11 protein-coding genes and 2 pseudogenes are annotated in these 17,715 nt (G+C 71.9%); 3 read left to right on the plus strand and 10 right to left on the minus strand.

The window, feature by feature from the left end:
* Positions 1 to 48 precede the first annotated feature (48 nt).
* Together pcrA and N5875_RS15405 are read right to left on the minus strand one after the other, a co-directional pair.
* Positions 49 to 2,499: a DNA helicase PcrA gene (gene pcrA, locus N5875_RS15400; RefSeq protein ID WP_318208752.1), complete on the minus strand. Its 2,451-nt coding sequence runs from the start codon at positions 2,497 to 2,499 to the stop codon at positions 49 to 51.
* A gap of 113 nt (positions 2,500 to 2,612) precedes the next feature.
* A complete protein-coding gene (locus N5875_RS15405) occupies positions 2,613 to 2,966 on the minus strand; it encodes a hypothetical protein (protein ID WP_338494367.1) in 354 nt (117 codons plus the stop codon).
* A gap of 341 nt (positions 2,967 to 3,307) precedes the next feature.
* Between N5875_RS15405 and N5875_RS15410 the strand changes: the two genes are divergently transcribed.
* A complete protein-coding gene (locus N5875_RS15410; RefSeq protein WP_338494369.1) occupies positions 3,308 to 4,426 on the plus strand; it encodes an NlpC/P60 family protein in 1,119 nt (372 codons plus the stop codon).
* Positions 4,427 to 4,491: 65 nt separating this feature from the next.
* Here the strand turns inward: N5875_RS15410 and N5875_RS15415 are convergent, their stop codons facing one another.
* Together N5875_RS15415 and N5875_RS15420 are read right to left on the minus strand one after the other, a co-directional pair.
* The gene (locus N5875_RS15415) at positions 4,492 to 5,208 is read right to left on the minus strand and encodes a response regulator transcription factor (RefSeq protein ID WP_318208749.1); all 717 of its coding nucleotides are present in this window, start codon (positions 5,206 to 5,208) and stop codon (positions 4,492 to 4,494) included.
* On the minus strand, positions 5,205 to 6,467 hold the full coding sequence (locus N5875_RS15420) for a PspC domain-containing protein (RefSeq protein ID WP_318208748.1): 1,263 nt from the start codon (positions 6,465 to 6,467) through the stop codon (positions 5,205 to 5,207). The genes N5875_RS15415 and N5875_RS15420 overlap by 4 nt, the downstream gene beginning before the upstream one ends.
* 156 nt (positions 6,468 to 6,623) lie before the next feature.
* Between N5875_RS15420 and N5875_RS15425 the strand changes: the two are divergent.
* A pseudogene (locus tag N5875_RS15425) lies at positions 6,624 to 7,969 on the plus strand (PspC domain-containing protein).
* 156 nt (positions 7,970 to 8,125) lie between these two features.
* Here the strand turns inward: N5875_RS15425 and N5875_RS15430 are convergent.
* From N5875_RS15430 to guaA, 4 genes and pseudogenes are all read right to left on the minus strand, one after another.
* Positions 8,126 to 8,724, minus strand: a pseudogene (locus N5875_RS15430) (DoxX family protein).
* A gap of 93 nt (positions 8,725 to 8,817) precedes the next feature.
* Positions 8,818 to 10,059 (minus strand): hypothetical protein, encoded by a 1,242-nt coding sequence (locus N5875_RS15435; protein WP_338494372.1) that lies wholly within the window; start codon positions 10,057 to 10,059, stop codon positions 8,818 to 8,820.
* 168 nt (positions 10,060 to 10,227) lie between these two features.
* Positions 10,228 to 11,016, minus strand: a complete 789-nt coding sequence (locus N5875_RS15440; RefSeq protein WP_318208744.1) for a class II aldolase/adducin family protein — start codon at positions 11,014 to 11,016, stop codon at positions 10,228 to 10,230.
* A gap of 133 nt (positions 11,017 to 11,149) precedes the next feature.
* Positions 11,150 to 12,742: a glutamine-hydrolyzing GMP synthase gene (gene guaA, locus N5875_RS15445; protein ID WP_318208743.1), complete on the minus strand. Its 1,593-nt coding sequence runs from the start codon at positions 12,740 to 12,742 to the stop codon at positions 11,150 to 11,152.
* Positions 12,743 to 13,063: 321 nt separating this feature from the next.
* Between guaA and N5875_RS15450 the strand changes: the two genes are divergently transcribed.
* Positions 13,064 to 13,357, plus strand: a complete 294-nt coding sequence (locus N5875_RS15450) for a chorismate mutase (protein WP_318208742.1) — start codon at positions 13,064 to 13,066, stop codon at positions 13,355 to 13,357.
* Between the two features lie 690 nt (positions 13,358 to 14,047).
* On the opposite strand, the gene N5875_RS15455 is transcribed toward N5875_RS15450, so the two are convergent.
* Both N5875_RS15455 and N5875_RS15460 read right to left on the minus strand, forming a co-directional pair.
* Positions 14,048 to 15,859: a GMC family oxidoreductase gene (locus tag N5875_RS15455; protein WP_318208741.1), complete on the minus strand. Its 1,812-nt coding sequence runs from the start codon at positions 15,857 to 15,859 to the stop codon at positions 14,048 to 14,050.
* Between the two features lie 65 nt (positions 15,860 to 15,924).
* Complete coding sequence (locus N5875_RS15460; RefSeq protein ID WP_318208740.1) at positions 15,925 to 17,586, minus strand: succinic semialdehyde dehydrogenase; 1,662 nt, start codon at positions 17,584 to 17,586, stop codon at positions 15,925 to 15,927.
* Between the last annotated feature and the right edge of the window lie 129 nt (positions 17,587 to 17,715).

Here is a 17,715-nt window from a genome sequence, read left to right on the forward strand (position 1 = left end):
GGCCCCGGCCGAAGCCGGGGCCCGTTCGCGCGTACGCGGCCGTCGGGGCTACAGCTTCTCGACCGGGGCGTACCGCAGCAGCAGCCGCTTCGGCTTCTCGTCACCGAAGTCGATCGTCGCCTGGGCGTCCGCGCCCGCACCCGTCACCGTCATGACCGTGCCGAGGCCGAACTGGTCGTGCGTGACCCGGTCGCCGACCTGGAGGGAGATCACCGGCTTCTCCCCGGCCCGCCGGGTCGCGAAGCCCGAAGGGCCGGAGCGCGAGCGGGAGGAGGAGAGCGAGGAGGTGATCCCCGAGGTCGGCCCGGCGGGCTTCACCATCGGACCGGTCCGCTTCCACTCCAGATACGCGGGCGGGATCTCCTCCAGGAACCGCGAGGCCGGGTTGTACGAAGGCTGGCCCCAGGCGCTGCGCATCGACGAGCGCGTGAGGTAGAGCCGCTCCCGCGCGCGCGTGATGCCCACATAGGCGAGGCGCCGCTCCTCCTCCAGCTCCTTCGCCTGGCCGAGGGCGCGCATGTGCGGGAAGACGCCGTCCTCCATGCCCGTCAGGAACACCACGGGGAACTCAAGGCCCTTGGCGGTGTGCAGCGTCATCAGCGTGATGACGCCCCGGCCCTCCTCGTCCTCGTCCGGGATCTGGTCGGAGTCGGCGACGAGCGCGACCTTCTCCAGGAACTCGGCGAGGGTCGCGGGCTCCTCGCCGCGCTCCTGCTCGAACTCCAGGGCCACGGCGGCGAGTTCCTGGAGGTTCTCGATCCGGGTCTCGTCCTGCGGGTCGGTCGAGGCCTGGAGCTCGGCGAGATAGCCCGTGCGCTCCAGGACGGCCTCCAGGACGACGGCGGGGCCGGCGCCGGACTCGACGACGGTGCGCAGCTCGTCCATCAGCGCGTTGAACCGCTTGACGGCGTTCGCCGAGCGGGCCGCCATGCCGTACGCCTCGTCGACCCGCTTGAGGGCCTGCGGGAAGGTGATCTTCTCGCGCAGCGACAGCGCGTCGATCATCGCCTCGGCGCGCTCGCCGATGCCCCGCTTGGGGACGTTGAGGATGCGGCGCAGCGGGACGTTGTCCTCGGGGTTGGCGAGGACGCGCAGGTAGGCGAGGACGTCCCGGACCTCCTTGCGCTCGTAGAAGCGCACGCCGCCGACGACCTTGTAGGGCAGTCCGACGCGGATGAAGATCTCTTCGAAGACACGGGACTGGGCGTTGGTCCGGTAGAAGACGGCGACGTCCCCGGCCTTGGCCTCGCCCGCGTCGGTGAGCCGGTCGATCTCGTCGGCGACGAACTGGGCCTCGTCGTGCTCGGTGTCGGCGACGTAGCCGGTGATCTGCGCGCCCGCGCCGGCGTTCGTCCAGAGGTTCTTGGGGCGGCGGGACTCGTTGCGCTCGATGACGGCGTTGGCGGCGGAGAGGATCGTCTGCGTGGAGCGGTAGTTCTGCTCCAGGAGGATCGTCGTCGCGTCCGGGTAGTCCTCCTCGAACTGGAGGATGTTGCGGATGGTGGCGCCGCGGAAGGCGTAGATCGACTGGTCGGCGTCACCGACGACGCACAGCTCGGCCGGGCCGAGGTCCTCGTAGCCGGTACCGACGAGCTCGCGCACGAGGGTGTACTGGGCGTGGTTGGTGTCCTGGTACTCGTCGACGAGGACGTGCCGGAAGCGGCGGCGGTAGTGCTCGGCGACGTCGGGGAACGCCTGGAGCAGATGGACCGTCGTCATGATGATGTCGTCGAAGTCCAGGGCGTTGGCCTCGCGCAGCCGCGCCTGGTACATCCGGTACGCCTCGGCGAGCGTCTTCTCGAAACCGTCGACGGCCTGGTCGGCGAAGGTCTCCTCGTCGATCAGCTCGTTCTTGAGGTTCGAGATCTTGGCGCTGAAGGACTTCGGCGGGAACTTCTTCGGGTCGAGGTCCAGGTCCCGGCAGACCAGGGACATCAGGCGCTTGGAGTCGGCGGCGTCGTAGATCGAGAAGGAGGAGGTGAAGCCGAGCTTCTTCGACTCGCGGCGCAGGATGCGGACGCAGGCGCTGTGGAACGTCATGACCCACATGGCGTTGGCGCGCGGTCCGACGAGCTGCTCGACGCGCTCCTTCATCTCGCCGGCGGCCTTGTTGGTGAAGGTGATCGCCAGTATCTGGCCGGGGTGCACGTGCCGCGTGCCCAGCAGGTGGGCGATGCGGTGGGTGAGCACCCGGGTCTTGCCGGAGCCGGCGCCGGCGACGATGAGCAGCGGGGTGTCGGTGTGGACGACGGCGGCGCGCTGCTGCTCGTTCAGCCCGTCCAGGAGCGCGGCGGTGTCCACGACGGGGCGGGGGGCGCCGTCGCGGTAGTGGGTGTCCCGTGCGGGCGGGGGCACGTCGAAGTGCTCCCCGAAGAGGTCGTGCGGGACGTCCTCCCCGGCCGGGGAGCCGTGCTCGTGGTCCTCGGGGTGGGGCGGGGGCTCCTCCGAGGAGTGGTTCTGGAGGCCGGCCAGGAAGCTGTCGTCAAAGAGGCTGCTCATCGCCTCACGAGTCTAGGACGCCCCACCGACATCCGGGCCCGCCTTCGGGAGCCGCCTTCGTCACCGGCCTGCGGAACCGGTCACACCCCGGTGCTACCGCCCCGTGGAACGGCTCAGGTCCAGAGGGTCGCGATGAAGATGTTCGCCGTGGTCAGACCGCCGACGGCGGCGAAGAGGCCCTTGTCGATCCGCTCCTCGTCGCGCTTGACATAGACGAGGGCGAGGATCACGACGAGGATCCCGAGCTTGATGCCGATCTTGAGGTTGTTGACGGTCTGGTCGTCCGCCTGGTTCAGGCCGACCAGCGCGACGCCGGTGACGAGCATGGTCAGCGCGCCGTGCAGCATCGCGGGGCTGAAGCGGGCCGTACCGGCCCCCATCGCCTTCATCTGGGTGAGGAATCCGCCCAGCAGGGAGGCGATACCGATGATGTGCAGGGCGACGAAGACATTGATGAGTACGTCCATGGGCCGGAGCCTAACGGGGGCCCTAGCACCGTCTTCCGGCCGGGTCCACCCACCCTCGCTTCGGTCGGACGGGCGCCGGAATGCCCCTCGGCCCGGCGCCGGGGACGAACGACATCGGTCGCCGACCGCCAAGTGTCGCCAATAGCGGTCATCTCCCCGCCCGGGTGTGACCCCAGGTTTAGCGTCCTTCACCAGGTGGCCGGCTCCCCACCACCGCCGGCGATCCGGCGGTTGTCGGTCACCCCCGCCGAGAAAACCCGGCGGCGGTCCGTCTCCCCTGTGCGGCCCGCCGTCGGCCCGGCGGGCCCGTTTCCCCCAGGCAGAGGATGTGACCCGCCCTCGTGGCAGCACACCGAAAACCCAAGCAGTCGCCCCTCGGTGGACAGGCGGGCCGCACCGCCGCCACACTCGCCCTCGCCTCCGCCGCGACCGCGACGCTCTTCGAGGGGTCCGGGCACGCCGAGCCCCGTCCCACCACCGCCCAGGTCAAGGAGAAGGTCGACCGGCTCTACGAGGAGGCCGAGGTCGCGACCGAGCGGTACAACGGGGCGAAGGAGAAGGCGGACGAGGCCCGCGCCGCGTTCGAGCGGCTGCGCGACGAGGCCGCCCGCAGGACCCAGCGGCTCAACACCGCGCGGGACGGGCTCGGCGCCATGGCCGCCGCCCAGTACCGGTCCGGCGGCCTCGACCCCGCCGTCCAGCTCGCCCTCACCTCCAACCCCGACCAGTACCTGGAGCGGGCCGCGCTCGCCGAGAAGGCCGGGGACCGCCAGGCGGCCGCCGTCAGCGCCGTACGACGCGAGCTCGCCGCCGTACGGCAGCTGCGCGGCGAGTCGACGGGACACCTGGACGCGCTGCGCGAGCACGAGACGGAGCTGCGACGGCAGAAGACGGCCGTCCTCGGCAAGCTCCGGGCGGCACGGACCCTGCTCGCCCGGCTGACCGCGGAGGAACGCGCCCGGTACGAGGCCGCCGAGGCGGGCCGCGACGGCTCCGGCGCCTCTGCGGGGAACGACGGCAGGGACACCGGCAGCACCCCCGCCACCGGCACCACCACCGTGCGGGCCGACCGCTCCTCGGGCGGCGATCGCGGGCCGGTGACCGCGCCGAACGGCCGGGCCGCCCAGGCCGTCTCCTTCGCCCACGCCCAGCTCGGCAAGCCGTACGTGTGGGGGGCGACGGGCCCCTCGGCGTACGACTGCTCGGGCCTCACCCAGGCGGCCTGGCGCGCGGCCGGCGTCTCGCTGCCGCGCACCACGTACACCCAGATCAACGCGGGCCGACGCGTCTCCCGCTCCCAGCTCGCCCCCGGTGACCTGATCTTCTTCTACTCCGGGATCAGCCACGTCGGGCTCTACATCGGCGGCGGCCAGATGATCCACGCCCCCCGCCCCGGCGCACCGGTACGGGTCGCCCCCATCGACGAGATGCCCTTCGCGGGAGCGACCCGGGTGGGCTGACGTCTCGGGCTGACGTCTCCGGCCGACGGTCTCCGGCGGGCGGCTCGGACCAGGCGGCAGGCGGCTCAGACCAGGCGGCGGGCGGTGGCCCAGCGGGTCAGTTCGTGGCGGTTGGAGAGCTGGAGCTTGCGCAGGACCGCCGAGACGTGCGACTCGACCGTCTTCACCGAGATGTAGAGCTGCTTGGCGATCTCCTTGTAGGCGTATCCCCGGGCGATCAGTCGCAGCACCTCCCGCTCCCGCTGGGTCAGCCGGTCCATGTCCTCGTCCACCGGCGGCGCGTCCGTCGACGCGAAGGCGTCCAGGACGAATCCGGCGAGCCGGGGCGAGAAGACGGCGTCGCCCTCCTGGACCCGGAAGATCGAGTCGACCAGGTCGGTACCGGTGATCGTCTTGGTGACATAGCCCCGGGCACCGCCCCGGATCACCCCGATGACGTCCTCGGCCGCGTCCGAGACGGAGAGAGCGAGGAAGCGCACCGGGTCCTCCGCCGCGCTCATCAGACTCGCGCAGCGCCGCAGCACCTCGACCCCGCCGCCGCCCGGGAGGTGCACGTCGAGGAGGACGACCTCGGGGCGGGTCGCCGTGATGACGGTGACCGCCTGGTCGACGTCGGCGGCCTCGCCGACCACCTCGACGCCGGTGACCTCGGTACGCCCGATCTCGGCCTGCACTCCCGTACGGAACATCCGGTGGTCGTCGACGAGCACCACCCGCACCCGGCGCTCGGTGCCCGCCGCCCCCGCCTCGGTTCCGGTCGTGTCCCCGGTCTCGTCGCTCATCCGTCCGCCCTCTCCATCTCAAGCTCCACTTCGGTGCCCCCGCCCGGCACGGACCGCAGCCGGGCCGTGCCGCCGTTGCGCTGCATCCGGCCGATGATCGATTCTCGTACGCCCATCCTGTCCTCGGGGACCGCGTCCAGATCGAATCCCGGCCCCCGGTCCCGGACCGAGACGAAGACCGTGCGGCCCTCGACCTCCGCGTACACCTGCACGGCCCCACCCTCGCCACCGTACTTCGCGGCATTGACCATCGCCTCGCGCGCGGCCTGCATCTGTGCGACCAGTCCGTCGTCGAGCGGGCAGTCGCCGACGACGACCACCTCGATCGGGACCCCGTGCTTGTCCTCGACCTCGGCAGCCGCCTTCTTCACCGCCTCCGCGAGAGTCTCGGGCTCCTCGTCCCTGCCGGTGCCCTCGGGCTTGTAGAGCCAGTTCCGCAGCTCCCGCTCCTGGGCGCGGGCGAGCCTGCGGACCTCGCCCGCGTCCTCGGCGTTGCGCTGGATCAGGGTGAGGGTGTGCAGCACGGAGTCATGGACGTGGGCGGCGACCTCGGCACGCTCCTGGGCGCGGATGCGCATGGTCCGCTCCTCCGTGAGGTCCTGCGACATCCGGACCAGCCAGGGGCCGGCCAGCAGGGCTATGCCGGTGAGGACGGCGACGGCTGCGGTGAGCGCGGTGCCGAGCTGGGCGACGGAGCCGCGGACCACCACGAAGACGGCGAGGCCGGTGCCGACCAGGGCGACGCCGACGAGGCCGCGGGCGAGCTGGAAGGCGCGTGTGCGGCGGCCGGGGTCGGTCCAGCTGGCCCGACGGGCGTTGTCCGCCTGGCGCCAGACCAGGGCGACACCGACGCCGACGAGGAGCAGGGGCCAGACGTACCGTCCGGACTCGCCGTCGACGCTTATGTTCCCGATGAGGAGCGCGCCGCCGATCGCGAGCACGAGGAGGGCGAAGAGCTGCCCCCTGTCTGGCTTGCGCAGTCTTCGGCGCCCGTCGGGGGTGGTCTCGAAGACGGGGCGGGGGGCGGTCCGGCCGCCGACGCCGAGGGGGACGACGATCCAGAAGGCCGCGTAGATCAGGAGACCGAGGCCGTCCAGGAAGCACATGACCACGAAGGCCATGCGGACCCAGACGACCGGCAGCCCGAGGTGGCCGGCGAGGCCGCGTGCGACACCGCCGAGCCATCGCCCGTCGGCGCTCCGGTAGAGCTTGCGCACGGGCGGTTCGTCGGTCTCGGTGACACGAGCGGCTGCGGACATGCACCGATCGTCACACGTTCGGCCCGCCCGGGACATCAGGGTCGGCCCTGAGATCGTCCCTGGTACGGCCTCGGGGACGGCGGGGCGCCGAATATCAGGGTCGGGCCAGGGTCGGCCCCGGTGCCGCTCGGCGTCACGGGCCGTCACCATGGACGCATGACGAGTTCGATGCCTTCGCAAGCCGAGGCCCCGCCGCCGGCGGAGGCCGTCTCCGCCCCGCCGCTGCGGCGCTCGCGCGGCAGCAAGGTCGTGGGCGGTGTCTGCGGTGGCCTCGGCCGGTACTTCGACCTGGACCCGGTGATCTTCCGAGTCGTGATCGGGGTGCTCTCCGTGCCGGGGGCCTCGGGCTGATCTTCTACGGCTTCGCGTGGCTGCTGATCCCCCTCGACGGCGAGGAGGAGAACGAGGGCCGCAGACTGCTGACGGGCCGCGTCTCCGGGGGCACGCTGGCCGCCATACTGATGGCGCTGGTGGGCTCCGGGGTCTTCCTGTCCATGCTGCACAGCGGGACGATGCTGGGCTCCGCCCTGCTGGTCGCGTTCGCTCTCTCGTCGGCGGCGATCTGGTCGCGGCACCGGCAGGCCGGTGTGGTGGAGGCGGAGGGACGGGCGGACACGGCGACCGCCTCCCGGCCGGTCGCGGAGGCCCCGCCCGAGACCAAGGCCCCGCCGCTCGTCGAGTTCCCTTCCTGGTGGCGGGACCCGATCGTGAAGGACGGCTCGACGGGCAAGGTGGCCATCGGCTACCTGTGGGGGCCGCACGGCATCGTCGACCGGGACGGCCTGGTGAACGGCGAGGTGCCGAAGCCGGGCGGCCAGTGGAACGCCGGCCCTGCCGCTCCCGGGCGCCCGAAGCCCTCGATCCGGCGGAGCCCGTTCTCCATCGGCGGTCTCGTCTATCTGCTCGCCATGGTCGCGGCGGTGATCGGCACCTCCCTGACCTGGGAGAGCGAGCCGCTGGGCACCAGCCTGCAGACCGGTCTGGTCGCCGCCCTCGCGGTGTTCGGCCTCGGTCTGGTCGTCAGCAGCTTCCTCGGCAGGACCGGGTTCGGCACGATCTTCCTCACCGTGGTCACGGCGGGCCTGCTGTCCCTGACCACGGCGGTGCCCGGCCAGATCACCACGGAGTGGATACGCGAGACGTGGAGACCGGCATCGGTCGCCGCCGTGCAGCCGCGCTACGAGCTGGGCACCGGGGTCGGCACGCTCGATCTGTCGACGCTGGCGGTCCCGGCGGGCACGACCGTGTCGTCGGACATCGAGGTGGGCGCCGGCCGGCTCAAGGTGATCGTCCCCAAGGACGCGGTCGTGAAGCTCCACGCCCAGGTGGGACTCGGCGATCTGCAGCTACCCGGCGAGCCGGCGAACGACATCGACATCTCGCCGGACCGCGATGTGACCCGGACCCTGAACCCGCCGGCCGGGACCACCCCGGCGGGCGCCCTGGACCTCTCTCTCAAGGTCAGCATCGGACAGGTGGAGGTCACCCGTGCTGCTTCATGAGTTCCGCCCCGGCAGGATGATCGCCGGGCTCACCGCCCTCACGCTGGCCGGGCTCTACGCGGGCGACGCCACCGGGGCCTGGACGACCCCGTGGTACGTCGTGTTCCCGGTCCTCTTCGGCGGCCTGGGCACGGCCGGCCTCGTGACCTGGATCGTCTACCGCGTCCGGCGTCGCTCGGCGAGAAGCCGGTCGAGCGACAGCACCGACGCCCCGGCCAGCAGCAGCGGCAGCCAGGCCATCAGATAGGCGAGGTCGTTGCCGAGGTAGTACGGGTTCACCTGCCAGCTCACGGTCAGCCAGAGGCTCAGGGAGATGAGGGCGCCACCGAGGGCCGCCACGCGGGCGAAGAGACCCACGAGGGTCCCGATCCCGACGGCGAGCTCCCCGAAGGCGATGGCGTAGCCGAAGCCGGGGGGTTCTTGAGGGCGAGGTCGACCAGGGCGGGGATGGCCGAGCTGTCACGGACACCGGTCATCATCTCGCCGATGGAGCCCGTGCCGGAGTCGGCGAAGAAGGCGGAGTCGGTGAGCTTGTCGAACGCGGCGTAGATGAACGTGACCCCGAGGAAGATCCGGAGCGGAAGGAGGGCGTAGCGGGAGCCGAGTGCCTTCCACCGGTCGAGCCGGCCGGCGTCACCGGCGCGGCCCGCACCACTCGTATCGCCCGCGCCGCGGGTGCCGTCCGGGCCGCTCGTACCGCCCGCGCCGCCGGTCCCGCCGGCCGTGCCGCCCGCCCGGTCCGCGTGTGCCGTCATCGTCGGTCACCTCTCCTCGCCCCGTACGACTGTTCGCGGAACGATTCTCCTCGCCCAGCCTGTGAAGGGATACGGGAAGGACGGCCGGAGGGATCAATCCACGACGTCGATCGTGACCCGGTTGGTCTCGACGCCCGCCGCCGTCACGACCGAGACCTCCACCCGGCCCGGTTCCACGTCCGCCGGGAGGGGGACGGTGAGGGCCGCGTCGGTGGGGTTGGCGAAGCCGCCCGGGACCGGGACCAGCGGCACATGGGCGTGGACCGGGCCGATCCGGACGACCAGACGGGTCAGCGGGTCGGGGGCGCCGGCCCCGGGCGGGACGAAACCGCAGCCGCGGATCTCGATGTCGTCGCCCGTGCGGATGGGGGCGTCGAGGTCGCCGGCCTCTCGGGACCGGACCACGGAGTGGATCGTGGGGCGGACGCCCTCGGTGTACTTCGCGGCGAGGTGCCAGGCCGCCGAGACGCCGACGAGGAGCACCAGGGACCAGGGCACCCCGGGGAGCCCGGCCGGGTCGTGGGCGAGGGCGACGGCCGCAAGCACCAGGACGGAGCCGGAGACGAGGACGTACTGGACGTCGGCGAGGGCGGCCCGGCCGCTGTCGTCGCAGAGCAGATCGGCGGCGCGCGGACGGTCGGCGCGCACCTTCTGGAGACGGCGGGACGCGATCCCCGCCGCGACGACGAGCCGGGCGGTCACGGTGACGGCCGACACCAGGGCGAGGACGGTCAGCAGACCGGCGCCGCGGGCGAGCGAGAAGGCGCTCACGGCGGGCGACAGGAAGGCCAGGAAGAGGAGGGTGAAGCCGAGGAACAGAAGCCAGCCGGCGGCGACGGCGCGGGTGGTGGAGAGCCGGTTGTCCTCGCCGATCAGCGGGGCGAGCAGACCGCCGCGCGCGCGGTGGGCGTGGGCGGCGGCGCTGAGCAGGACGGCGAGGACGAGGGCGGTGCAGAGACCGGCCGTCCGGGCGGAGCTCCAGCCGCCGCCCACGGCGGTGAGGGCCTGGCCGAGGAGCAGGGCGACGACGGCGCCCCAGACCGCGGCGAGTCCGCCGCGCCGTACCCGGTCGAGCCAGGCCACGCCGGCCTCCCGGCCGTGCACGGCCACCGCGCGGGCGGACTGGGCGAGCTCGTCGGAGACCCACTGGCGGGCGGCGACCGGTGAGTGGGCGACGGCCGCGGGGACGCCGTGCCCGGCGGCGAGTTCGTCGCGCCGTGCGAGGAAGGCGGCGACGGCACGCCGGTGGCCGGTCTGTCCGCAGTGGGCGCAGCCCGCGCAGGCCGTCGCGTGCTCGCCGTACTGTCTCGCCTCTTGAACCGCCACGGTGCTCACTTCCCGAGCTCACTTCACGACACGTACCGGTGCGTCCCGAAGGGTCAACCAGCCGTTGGTTCCACGGAATTGTGTCGCACCGGCGGCTCCCGCGCCTGCCGCGTGCGCCCCGCCGGAGGGTGATTGCCGCGCCATCGCATTGACGTACAGAAGGGTGAAGCGATGGTGTTACGACAGGAGTTCGGGCTCCGTGCGGCTGATCCTGCGCCAGAGGGGCTGGTAGTTGATCCATGCGACGAGGTCGCTGCCGAGCTGCTCACGGGTGGCGACGGCCTCGCGGTGGTCGATCAGGACCGGTTTCCCGGCCGCCCGCGCGGCCAGCTGTACCTGGGCGCAGCGCTCCAGGGCGATGAACCACCAGGCGGCCGCGTCGACGGAGGTGCCGACGGTGAGCAGCCCGTGGTTGCGGAGCACGATCGCCTTGAACGTGCCGAGCGCGAGGGCGATCCGGCGTCCCTCCTCGGGGTCCACGGTGACGCCGGTGTAGGCGTCGTAGAGGGCGTGGTCCTGGTAGAAGGCGCAGGCCTCCTGGGTGATCGGGTCGAGGAGTTCGCCGAGCGAGGCGAGGGCCCGGCCGTGCAGGGAGTGGGTGTGGGCGACGGCCACGGCGTCGGGCCGGGCCCGGTGGACCTGGGCGTGGACGGTGAACGCGGCCTGGTTGACGTGCTGCCCGCCCCGTACGACCTGCCCGTCGCCGTTGACCAGGATGAGGTCGCTCGCGGCGATCTCCTCGAACGGCGCCCCGAAGGGGTTCACCCAGTAGCAGTCGGGGAGTTCGGGGTCGCGGGCGCTGATGTGGCCCGAGACGCCCTCCTCGTATCCGAACCGCCCGAAGACCCGGAGCGCGCCGGCGAGCCGCTGTTTGCGATGGGTGCGTTCCTCGTCGGCCGTCGCGTGGACGGGCGGCATGGCGAAGTGGAGCCGGTCGACGGGAACGGGGTCGGGTATCACGCTCATGCGCCGGAAGGTAATGCCCGGCCGGTCAAGTCACCAGAGCCCGGACGCCATGGAAGCGGGCGAAGGGGCCGGACACGACGAAGCCGCCGCCCCCGAACACCGGGGCGGCGGCCTCATACACCTGCGGGAGGGATTACTCCCACTCGATGGTGCCCGGCGGCTTGCTGGTGACGTCGAGGACGACTCGGTTGACGTCCGCGACCTCGTTGGTGATGCGGGTCGAGATCTTGGCGAGCACGTCGTACGGCAGGCGCGACCAGTCGGCCGTCATGGCGTCCTCGGAGGAGACGGGACGCAGCACGATCGGGTGACCGTAGGTGCGGCCGTCGCCCTGGACACCCACGGAGCGGACGTCGGCGAGCAGGACGACCGGGCACTGCCAGATCTCGCGGTCGAGACCGGCCGCGGTGAGCTCCTCGCGGGCGATCGCGTCGGCCTCGCGCAGCAGGTCCAGGCGCTCCTTGGTGACCTCGCCGACGATGCGGATGCCGAGGCCGGGGCCGGGGAACGGCTGGCGCTGGACGATCTCCTCGGGCAGGCCGAGCTCCTGGCCGACCATGCGGACCTCGTCCTTGAAGAGCTGGCGCAGCGGCTCGACAAGCTCGAACTCGATGTCGTCGGGGAGGCCGCCCACGTTGTGGTGGGACTTGATGTTGGCGGTGCCGGTGCCACCGCCGGACTCGACGATGTCCGGGTAGAGCGTGCCCTGGACGAGGAACGCGACCTCGGGGCCCTCCTCCTGGAGGATCTCCAGCTGCGCCTGCTCGAAGACCCGGATGAACTCGCGGCCGATGATCTTCCGCTTGGTCTCGGGGTCGGAGACGCCGGCGAGGGCGGTGAGGAATCGCTCCTGCGCGTCGACGACCTTGAGGTTGACGCCGGTGGAGGCGACGAAGTCCTTCTCGACCTGCTCGGTCTCGCCCTTGCGCATGAGGCCGTGGTCGACGTACACGCAGGTGAGCTGCGAGCCGATGGCCTTCTGCACGAGCGCGGCGGCCACGGCGGAGTCGACGCCGCCGGAGAGGCCGCAGACGGCGCGCTTGTCGCCGACCTGGGCGCGGATGGCCGCGACCTGCTCCTCGATCACGTTGCCCGTGGTCCAGCTGGGCTCGATGCCGGCGCCGCGGTAGAGGAAGTGCTCCAGGATCTGCTGGCCGTGCGTGGAGTGCAGCACCTCGGGGTGGTACTGGACGCCGTAGAGCTTCTTCTCGTCGTTCTCGAAGGCGGCGACCGGCACGACGTCCGTGGACGCGGTGACGGCGAAGCCCTCGGGGGCGGCGGAGCAGGCGTCGCCGTGCGACATCCACACGGACTGCTCGACCGGGGTGCCCTCGAAGAGGGTGGAGCCGGCCTTGGAGACGTGCAGCCCCGTACGGCCGTACTCGCGGGCGCCGGTGTTGTCGACGGTGCCACCGAGGGTCGTCGCCATCAGCTGGAAGCCGTAGCACATACCGAAGACGGGGACACCCGCCTCGAAGATCGCACGGTCGAGGCGCGGGGCGCCCTCGGCGTACACGGAGGACGGGCCGCCGGAGAGGATGATCGCCTTCGGGTTCTTGGCCAGCATCTCGGCCACCGGCATGGTGGACGGGACGATCTCGCTGTAGACCCGGGCCTCACGGACGCGGCGGGCGATGAGCTGGGCGTACTGGGCGCCGAAGTCGACAACGAGGACTACGTCCGGGTTGGTGACGTCGGGCGCGGCAGCGGGGGTCGCTGATGACACTACGGCGGCCTTCCGGCGGTAGGAGGAGGGTCCCCCGAAGGGGGTGCTATTTGTCGATTCTACCGGCGCGCCGGTGTCGCTTTTCGTCTCACCATCCGAACCCGGGTTGGCTCCGGTCCGTCGCGGGGGTCCATACTGTCGCCATGCGCAAGCTCACGACCTTCGTCTTTACCTATGGCAACCGGCCCACCGGCTGCCATGGTCGTGCTGCTTGAGCAACTGACAAGCGACTTCCCAGGCGCCCCGGGCTGACAGCCCGGGGCGTTCTGTCGTTCCCGGGCCGGTTCGCCCCGGGGCATCCGACACCCCAGGAGCCCCACCATGACGACGAACACCGCCACCCCCGAGAAGACCGGCGCCCGCACCGACGAGGCGGCAGCGCTGATCGGTGACTCCCGTGAGCGCATCGACGCGCTCGACGACCGGATCATCGGTCTCATCCAGGAACGGATGGCCGTCTCGGCCGTCATCCAGGAGGCGCGGATCTCCTCCGGCGGCCGTCGGGTGAACCTGGCCCGCGAGATGGAGGTCCTCGGCCACTACAGGGACGCCCTCGGCAAGCCGGGTACGGCGCTGGCGATGACGATGCTGGAGCTGTGCCGGGGCCGCATCTGAGCGCGCGCTCGCGTGAGCGGGTGCGTCCCCGCGGCGGAGCGGGTGCTCTGCGCGACCGGGCCCGTCCCCGCAGCCGAGCGTGCGCTCGCGTATCCGGGTGTGTCCCCGCATCTGAGTTCGGGCCCGCTCTCACCCGTACGGCGCGTGACCGGCTCCGGCCCGGCTTCGTTGGTCCGGGTGTCCGTGCCAGCCAGGGGCGGGCCCGTAAGAAACCACGCGTGGCTTCGCTGGGGCGTGTGGCGTACCCCAGGTACGTCGTGGGACCTCGCACCAGCGCTTGTGACCGGACAGCAGGGGACAGCAGCCCGGTCACCCAGAAGGAGCGGTCGGCCCCGGGGACGCTCGGGGCCGGCCGCAACCGGCTCTCCCGGTCGCGACCGCGACCACTGGCTCCGTCCCCCTCCGTCCCCTCCGACCCTCTCCCACGCGGCGCAACCCCCGGCGCCGCCCCGCTCGGCACCGCCGCTGCCCTGACACCGGTGCCGACCCCCAAGGGCCCCGTGCCGCGACCGGAATCGCGCCACGGGGCCCTGCCCATACGCATCCCCTTCGATGTGACGCGCGTCACATGAAGATCTCGTGCAACCGCTACAACCATCCCCGCCGGTCGCGGGTCATCTATGCAGCAACACCAAAGCTGGTAGGGGCGCTGCACTCGGAGGGGGTGCAGCGCCCCTTACCTGTGTCCGTTCAGGACGCCTTCGGCGGGACCACCGGCATCCCCAGGAACGGCAGCCGCAGCGCGCCGAAGGCCTCGGCCGGGACCGCGGGGGCCTTGGGCTCGACCGCCGCGATCCGTACGTACGACTCGCCCTGCCGCGGCCGCGGGTCCTCCTCGCCCTTGTTCGGCCAGAAGGACATCGCCCGCTCCGCCTGCGCGGTGATCGTCAGCGACGGGTTCACGCCCAGGTTCGCGGAGACGGCCGCCCCGTCCACGACGGAGATCCCCGGGTGGCCGAAGAGCCGGTGGTACGGGTCGATGACGCCGGACTCCGCGTCCGCGCCGATCGGGCAGCCGCCGAGGAAATGGGCGGTCAGCGGGGTGCCCATCAGCTCGCCGACGTTGGAGCCGGCGAAACCGTTGATCTCCTCGGCCAGGAGGCTCGCGGCCCGGGTCGCCGCCTCGATCTGCGTCGGATTGGGGGCCCCGTGGCCCTGGCGGGCGGTGAGCAGGCCCTTCCCGATGCCGCCCGGCTTGCGGTAGGTGGTCAGCGAGTTGTCCAGGGACTGCATGACGAGGCCGATGATGGTCCGCTCCGACCAGCGCCGGTTGGACAGCGAGCGGGCCGCGAGTGCGGGGTGCTTGACGATGTCGAGCAGCCACCTGCGGACCCGGTGCGCGCCGTACGGCACCTGGAGGACCGTCAGCGCGCCCATCGAGTTCGAGCCCTTGCCGTACCGGACGGGCTCGATGTGGGTGTTCTCGTCGGGGTGGATCGAAGAGGTGATGGCGACTCCCCGGGTGAAGTCGACCTTCTCCTTGCCGTGCTTCTTCCGGTAGCGCCGGTCGGTGGTCTGCGAGCCGACGAGGCCCTCGGAGTTGGTACGGGTCAGCTCGCCGAGCCGGGCCGAGATCCGGGGGAGCAGGCCGGTGTCCTTCATCCGGTGCAGCAGGGTCTGGGTGCCGTACGTGCCGGCGGCGATGACGACCTTGCGGGCCGTGAAGGTACGGCCCTTGCCCTTCCTCCGGTTGTCGGAGGGGAGGGTCCTGACGGCGTAGCCGCCCCGCGAGTCCTCGGTGACCGCGACGACCGAGGTCATGGGGTGGACGATCGCGCCCGCCTTCTCGGCCAGGTGGAGGTAGTTCTCGTTGAGGGTGTTCTTGGCGCCGTGCCGGCAGCCGGTCATGCACTCGCCGCACTCGGTGCAGGCCTTGCGGGAGGGTCCGGCGCCGCCGAAGAACGGGTCGGGCACCTCGCCGCCCGGCTTCGCCTTCGCCGTACCGTCGCCGTCCTGCCCGTCCCCGAAGAACACCCCGACGGGCGCCATGTGGAAGGTGTCACCGATGCCCATGCTCTGCGCGGTCGCCTTGAGGTGGACGTCCGACGGGGTCATGGTCGGGTTGATCCGGACACCGAGCATCCGCTTGGCCTGGTCGTAGTACGGGCTCAGCTCCTCGCGCCAGTCCGTGATGTCCTTCCACTGCGGGTCGTCGAAGAACGGCGCGAGCGGCTCGTAGAGGGTGTTGGCGTAGTTCAGGGAGCCGCCGCCGACACCCGCGCCCGCGAGCACCATCACGTTGCCCAGCAGGTGGATGCGCTGGATGCCGTAGAGGCCGAGGGCGGGGGCCCACAGGAAGTTCTTCACGTCCCAGGAGTTCTTCGGCAGCGTCTCGCGGGTGAAGCGGCGGCCGGCCTCCAGGACGCCGACCCGGTAGCCCTTCTCGGTGAGGCGGAGCGCGGTGACCGAGCCGCCGAAGCCCGAACCGACGACGAGGACGTCGTAGTCGTACGCCTCGTCCTCCGCCGGCTCCTGATTTTGGGTAGGGGGTACCGCGGTCATGGCTCTCCTCGTACGAAAAGGGGACAGTCGGGAGGGGGAGGCGCAGAGCCTGCTCAGCGCGCTGCTCAGCGCAGACGCAGGGCCTTCATCGCCTTCAGGGACACGCTCATGAACGCGGCGTACTTCTCGTCGTCCATCCCGAAGGAGGGCGCGAGCGGGATCAGCCGCTGCTGGGCGACGGTCTGGGCCTCGGTGTACTTGAGGATGCCCTCGGAGCCGTGGCGCCGGCCGAGCCCGGAGTCCTTCATGCCGCCCATCGGGGACTGCACGCTGCCGTAGGCGGGGGCGTACCCCTCGTTGATGTTGACGGTGCCGGTGCGCAGCCGGGCGGCGACCGCGTGGCCGCGGCGCGAGTCCTTCGTCCAGACGGAGGAGTTCAGGCCGTACGGGGTGGCGTTGGCGAGGTCGACGACCTCGTCCTCGTCGCGGAAGCGGTAGATCGAGACGACCGGGCCGAACGTCTCCTCGCCGCAGACCGCCATCGGGGCCTCGACGCCGTCGAGGATGGTCGGCTCGAAGAAGAGGGGGCCGATGTCGGGGCGGGCGACGCCGCCGGCGACGAGCGTGGCGCCCTTGGCGACGGCCTCCTCGACGTGCTTCGTGACGGTCTCCAGCTGGCGCTCGCCGACGAGCGAGCCCATGTCGGCGCCGTACGCGAGGGAGTTGCCGAGCCGCATGGCCTTGGTGCGGGCGGCGAAGCGGTCGAGGAAGACGTCGGCGATCGACTCGTGGACGTACAGGCGCTCGATGGAGATGCAGAGCTGGCCGGCGGAGGAGAAACAGGCGCGGACGGCTCCGGCGGCGGCCTTCTCGATGTCGGCGTCCTTCAGGACGAGCATGGCGTTCTTGCCGCCGAGTTCGAGGGAGACGCCGACGAGCCGGGCGGCGGCGCCCTGGGCGACCTCGCGGCCGGTACGGGTGGAGCCGGTGAACGAGACGTAGTCGGCGTGCTTGACGACCTCGGGGCCGACGACCGGGCCGTCGCCGAGGACGACCTGGAAGACCTCGGCGGGCAGCCCGGCCTCGATGAGCAGGTCACGGGCCCACAGCGCGGTGAGAGCGGTCTCCGTGTCGGGCTTCATGACGACGGCGTTGCCCGAGACGAACGCGGGGAGCGCGTCGCCGACGGAGAGTTCGAGCGGGTAGTTCCAGGGGGCGATCTGGCCGACGACACCGCGCGGCTGGCGCAGCTCGGTGACCTTGGTGAGGGTCGGCACGACGCCGGTGTGACGGCGGGGCTTCAGGTACGAGGAGGCCTTGCGGCCGTAGTGGCGGGCGGCGACGGCGACCGCCTGCACCTCCTCGTGGGCGTGCAGGCGCGCCTTGCCGGTCTCCAGCTGGATGAGGTCGAGGACCTCGGCCTGGCGCTGGAGGACGAGGTCGTGGAAGCGCAGGAGCACGGCGGCGCGGGCCCTGACCGGGGTGGCGGCCCAGGCGGCCTGCGCGCCACGCGCGCGCGTGAAGGCCTCGGCGACGTCCTCGGGCGTGGACTCGGGCAGGTCCGCCAGCTTCGCCCCGGTGAACGGGGTGTGGTTCGCGGTCCGGCCGGAGCCGACGACACCGCGCGTGAGCCGGGCGACCACCTCGGGCGTCACGACGTCGGCGGCCGTGCGGGCACCGGCGGGCGCGGGCGCGACCGGGTTGGTCGCCCCGGCGGGCGCGGCTCCGGCCTGCGCGGCGGGGGCGTCGGGAACCGAGAGGGCGGCGGGGGCCTGCGAGTCCGTCATGAGGCCGAGGGTAGGCGTCGTTCCGCCCTTTGGGTACCCGTCGGTAACGCGATTTCACCGGGTGCACACATCACGCCAGCGATCACTGGCACATAAGCCCTGATCAGCGGCTCATGGCTGTGAGGAGGC

Origin of the sequence: Streptomyces sp. SJL17-4, from assembly GCF_036826855.1 — a bacterium.
Lineage (GTDB): Bacteria > Actinomycetota > Actinomycetes > Streptomycetales > Streptomycetaceae > Streptomyces.

Bases quoted from the DNA above. Each gene is read 5' to 3' on its own strand.
- N5875_RS15450 (WP_318208742.1), top strand. From the start codon at position 13,064: ATGACGACGAACACCGCCACCCCCGAGAAGACCGGCGCCCGCACCGAC.
- N5875_RS15460 (WP_318208740.1), bottom strand. From the start codon at position 17,586: ATGACGGACTCGCAGGCCCCCGCCGCCCTCTCGGTTCCCGACGCCCCC.
- N5875_RS15415 (WP_318208749.1), bottom strand. From the start codon at position 5,208: ATGAGCGACGAGACCGGGGACACGACCGGAACCGAGGCGGGGGCGGCG.
- N5875_RS15405 (WP_338494367.1), bottom strand. From the start codon at position 2,966: ATGGACGTACTCATCAATGTCTTCGTCGCCCTGCACATCATCGGTATC.
- pcrA (WP_318208752.1), bottom strand. From the start codon at position 2,499: ATGAGCAGCCTCTTTGACGACAGCTTCCTGGCCGGCCTCCAGAACCAC.
- N5875_RS15420 (WP_318208748.1), bottom strand. From the start codon at position 6,467: ATGTCCGCAGCCGCTCGTGTCACCGAGACCGACGAACCGCCCGTGCGC.
- N5875_RS15440 (WP_318208744.1), bottom strand. From the start codon at position 11,016: ATGAGCGTGATACCCGACCCCGTTCCCGTCGACCGGCTCCACTTCGCC.
- N5875_RS15455 (WP_318208741.1), bottom strand. From the start codon at position 15,859: ATGACCGCGGTACCCCCTACCCAAAATCAGGAGCCGGCGGAGGACGAG.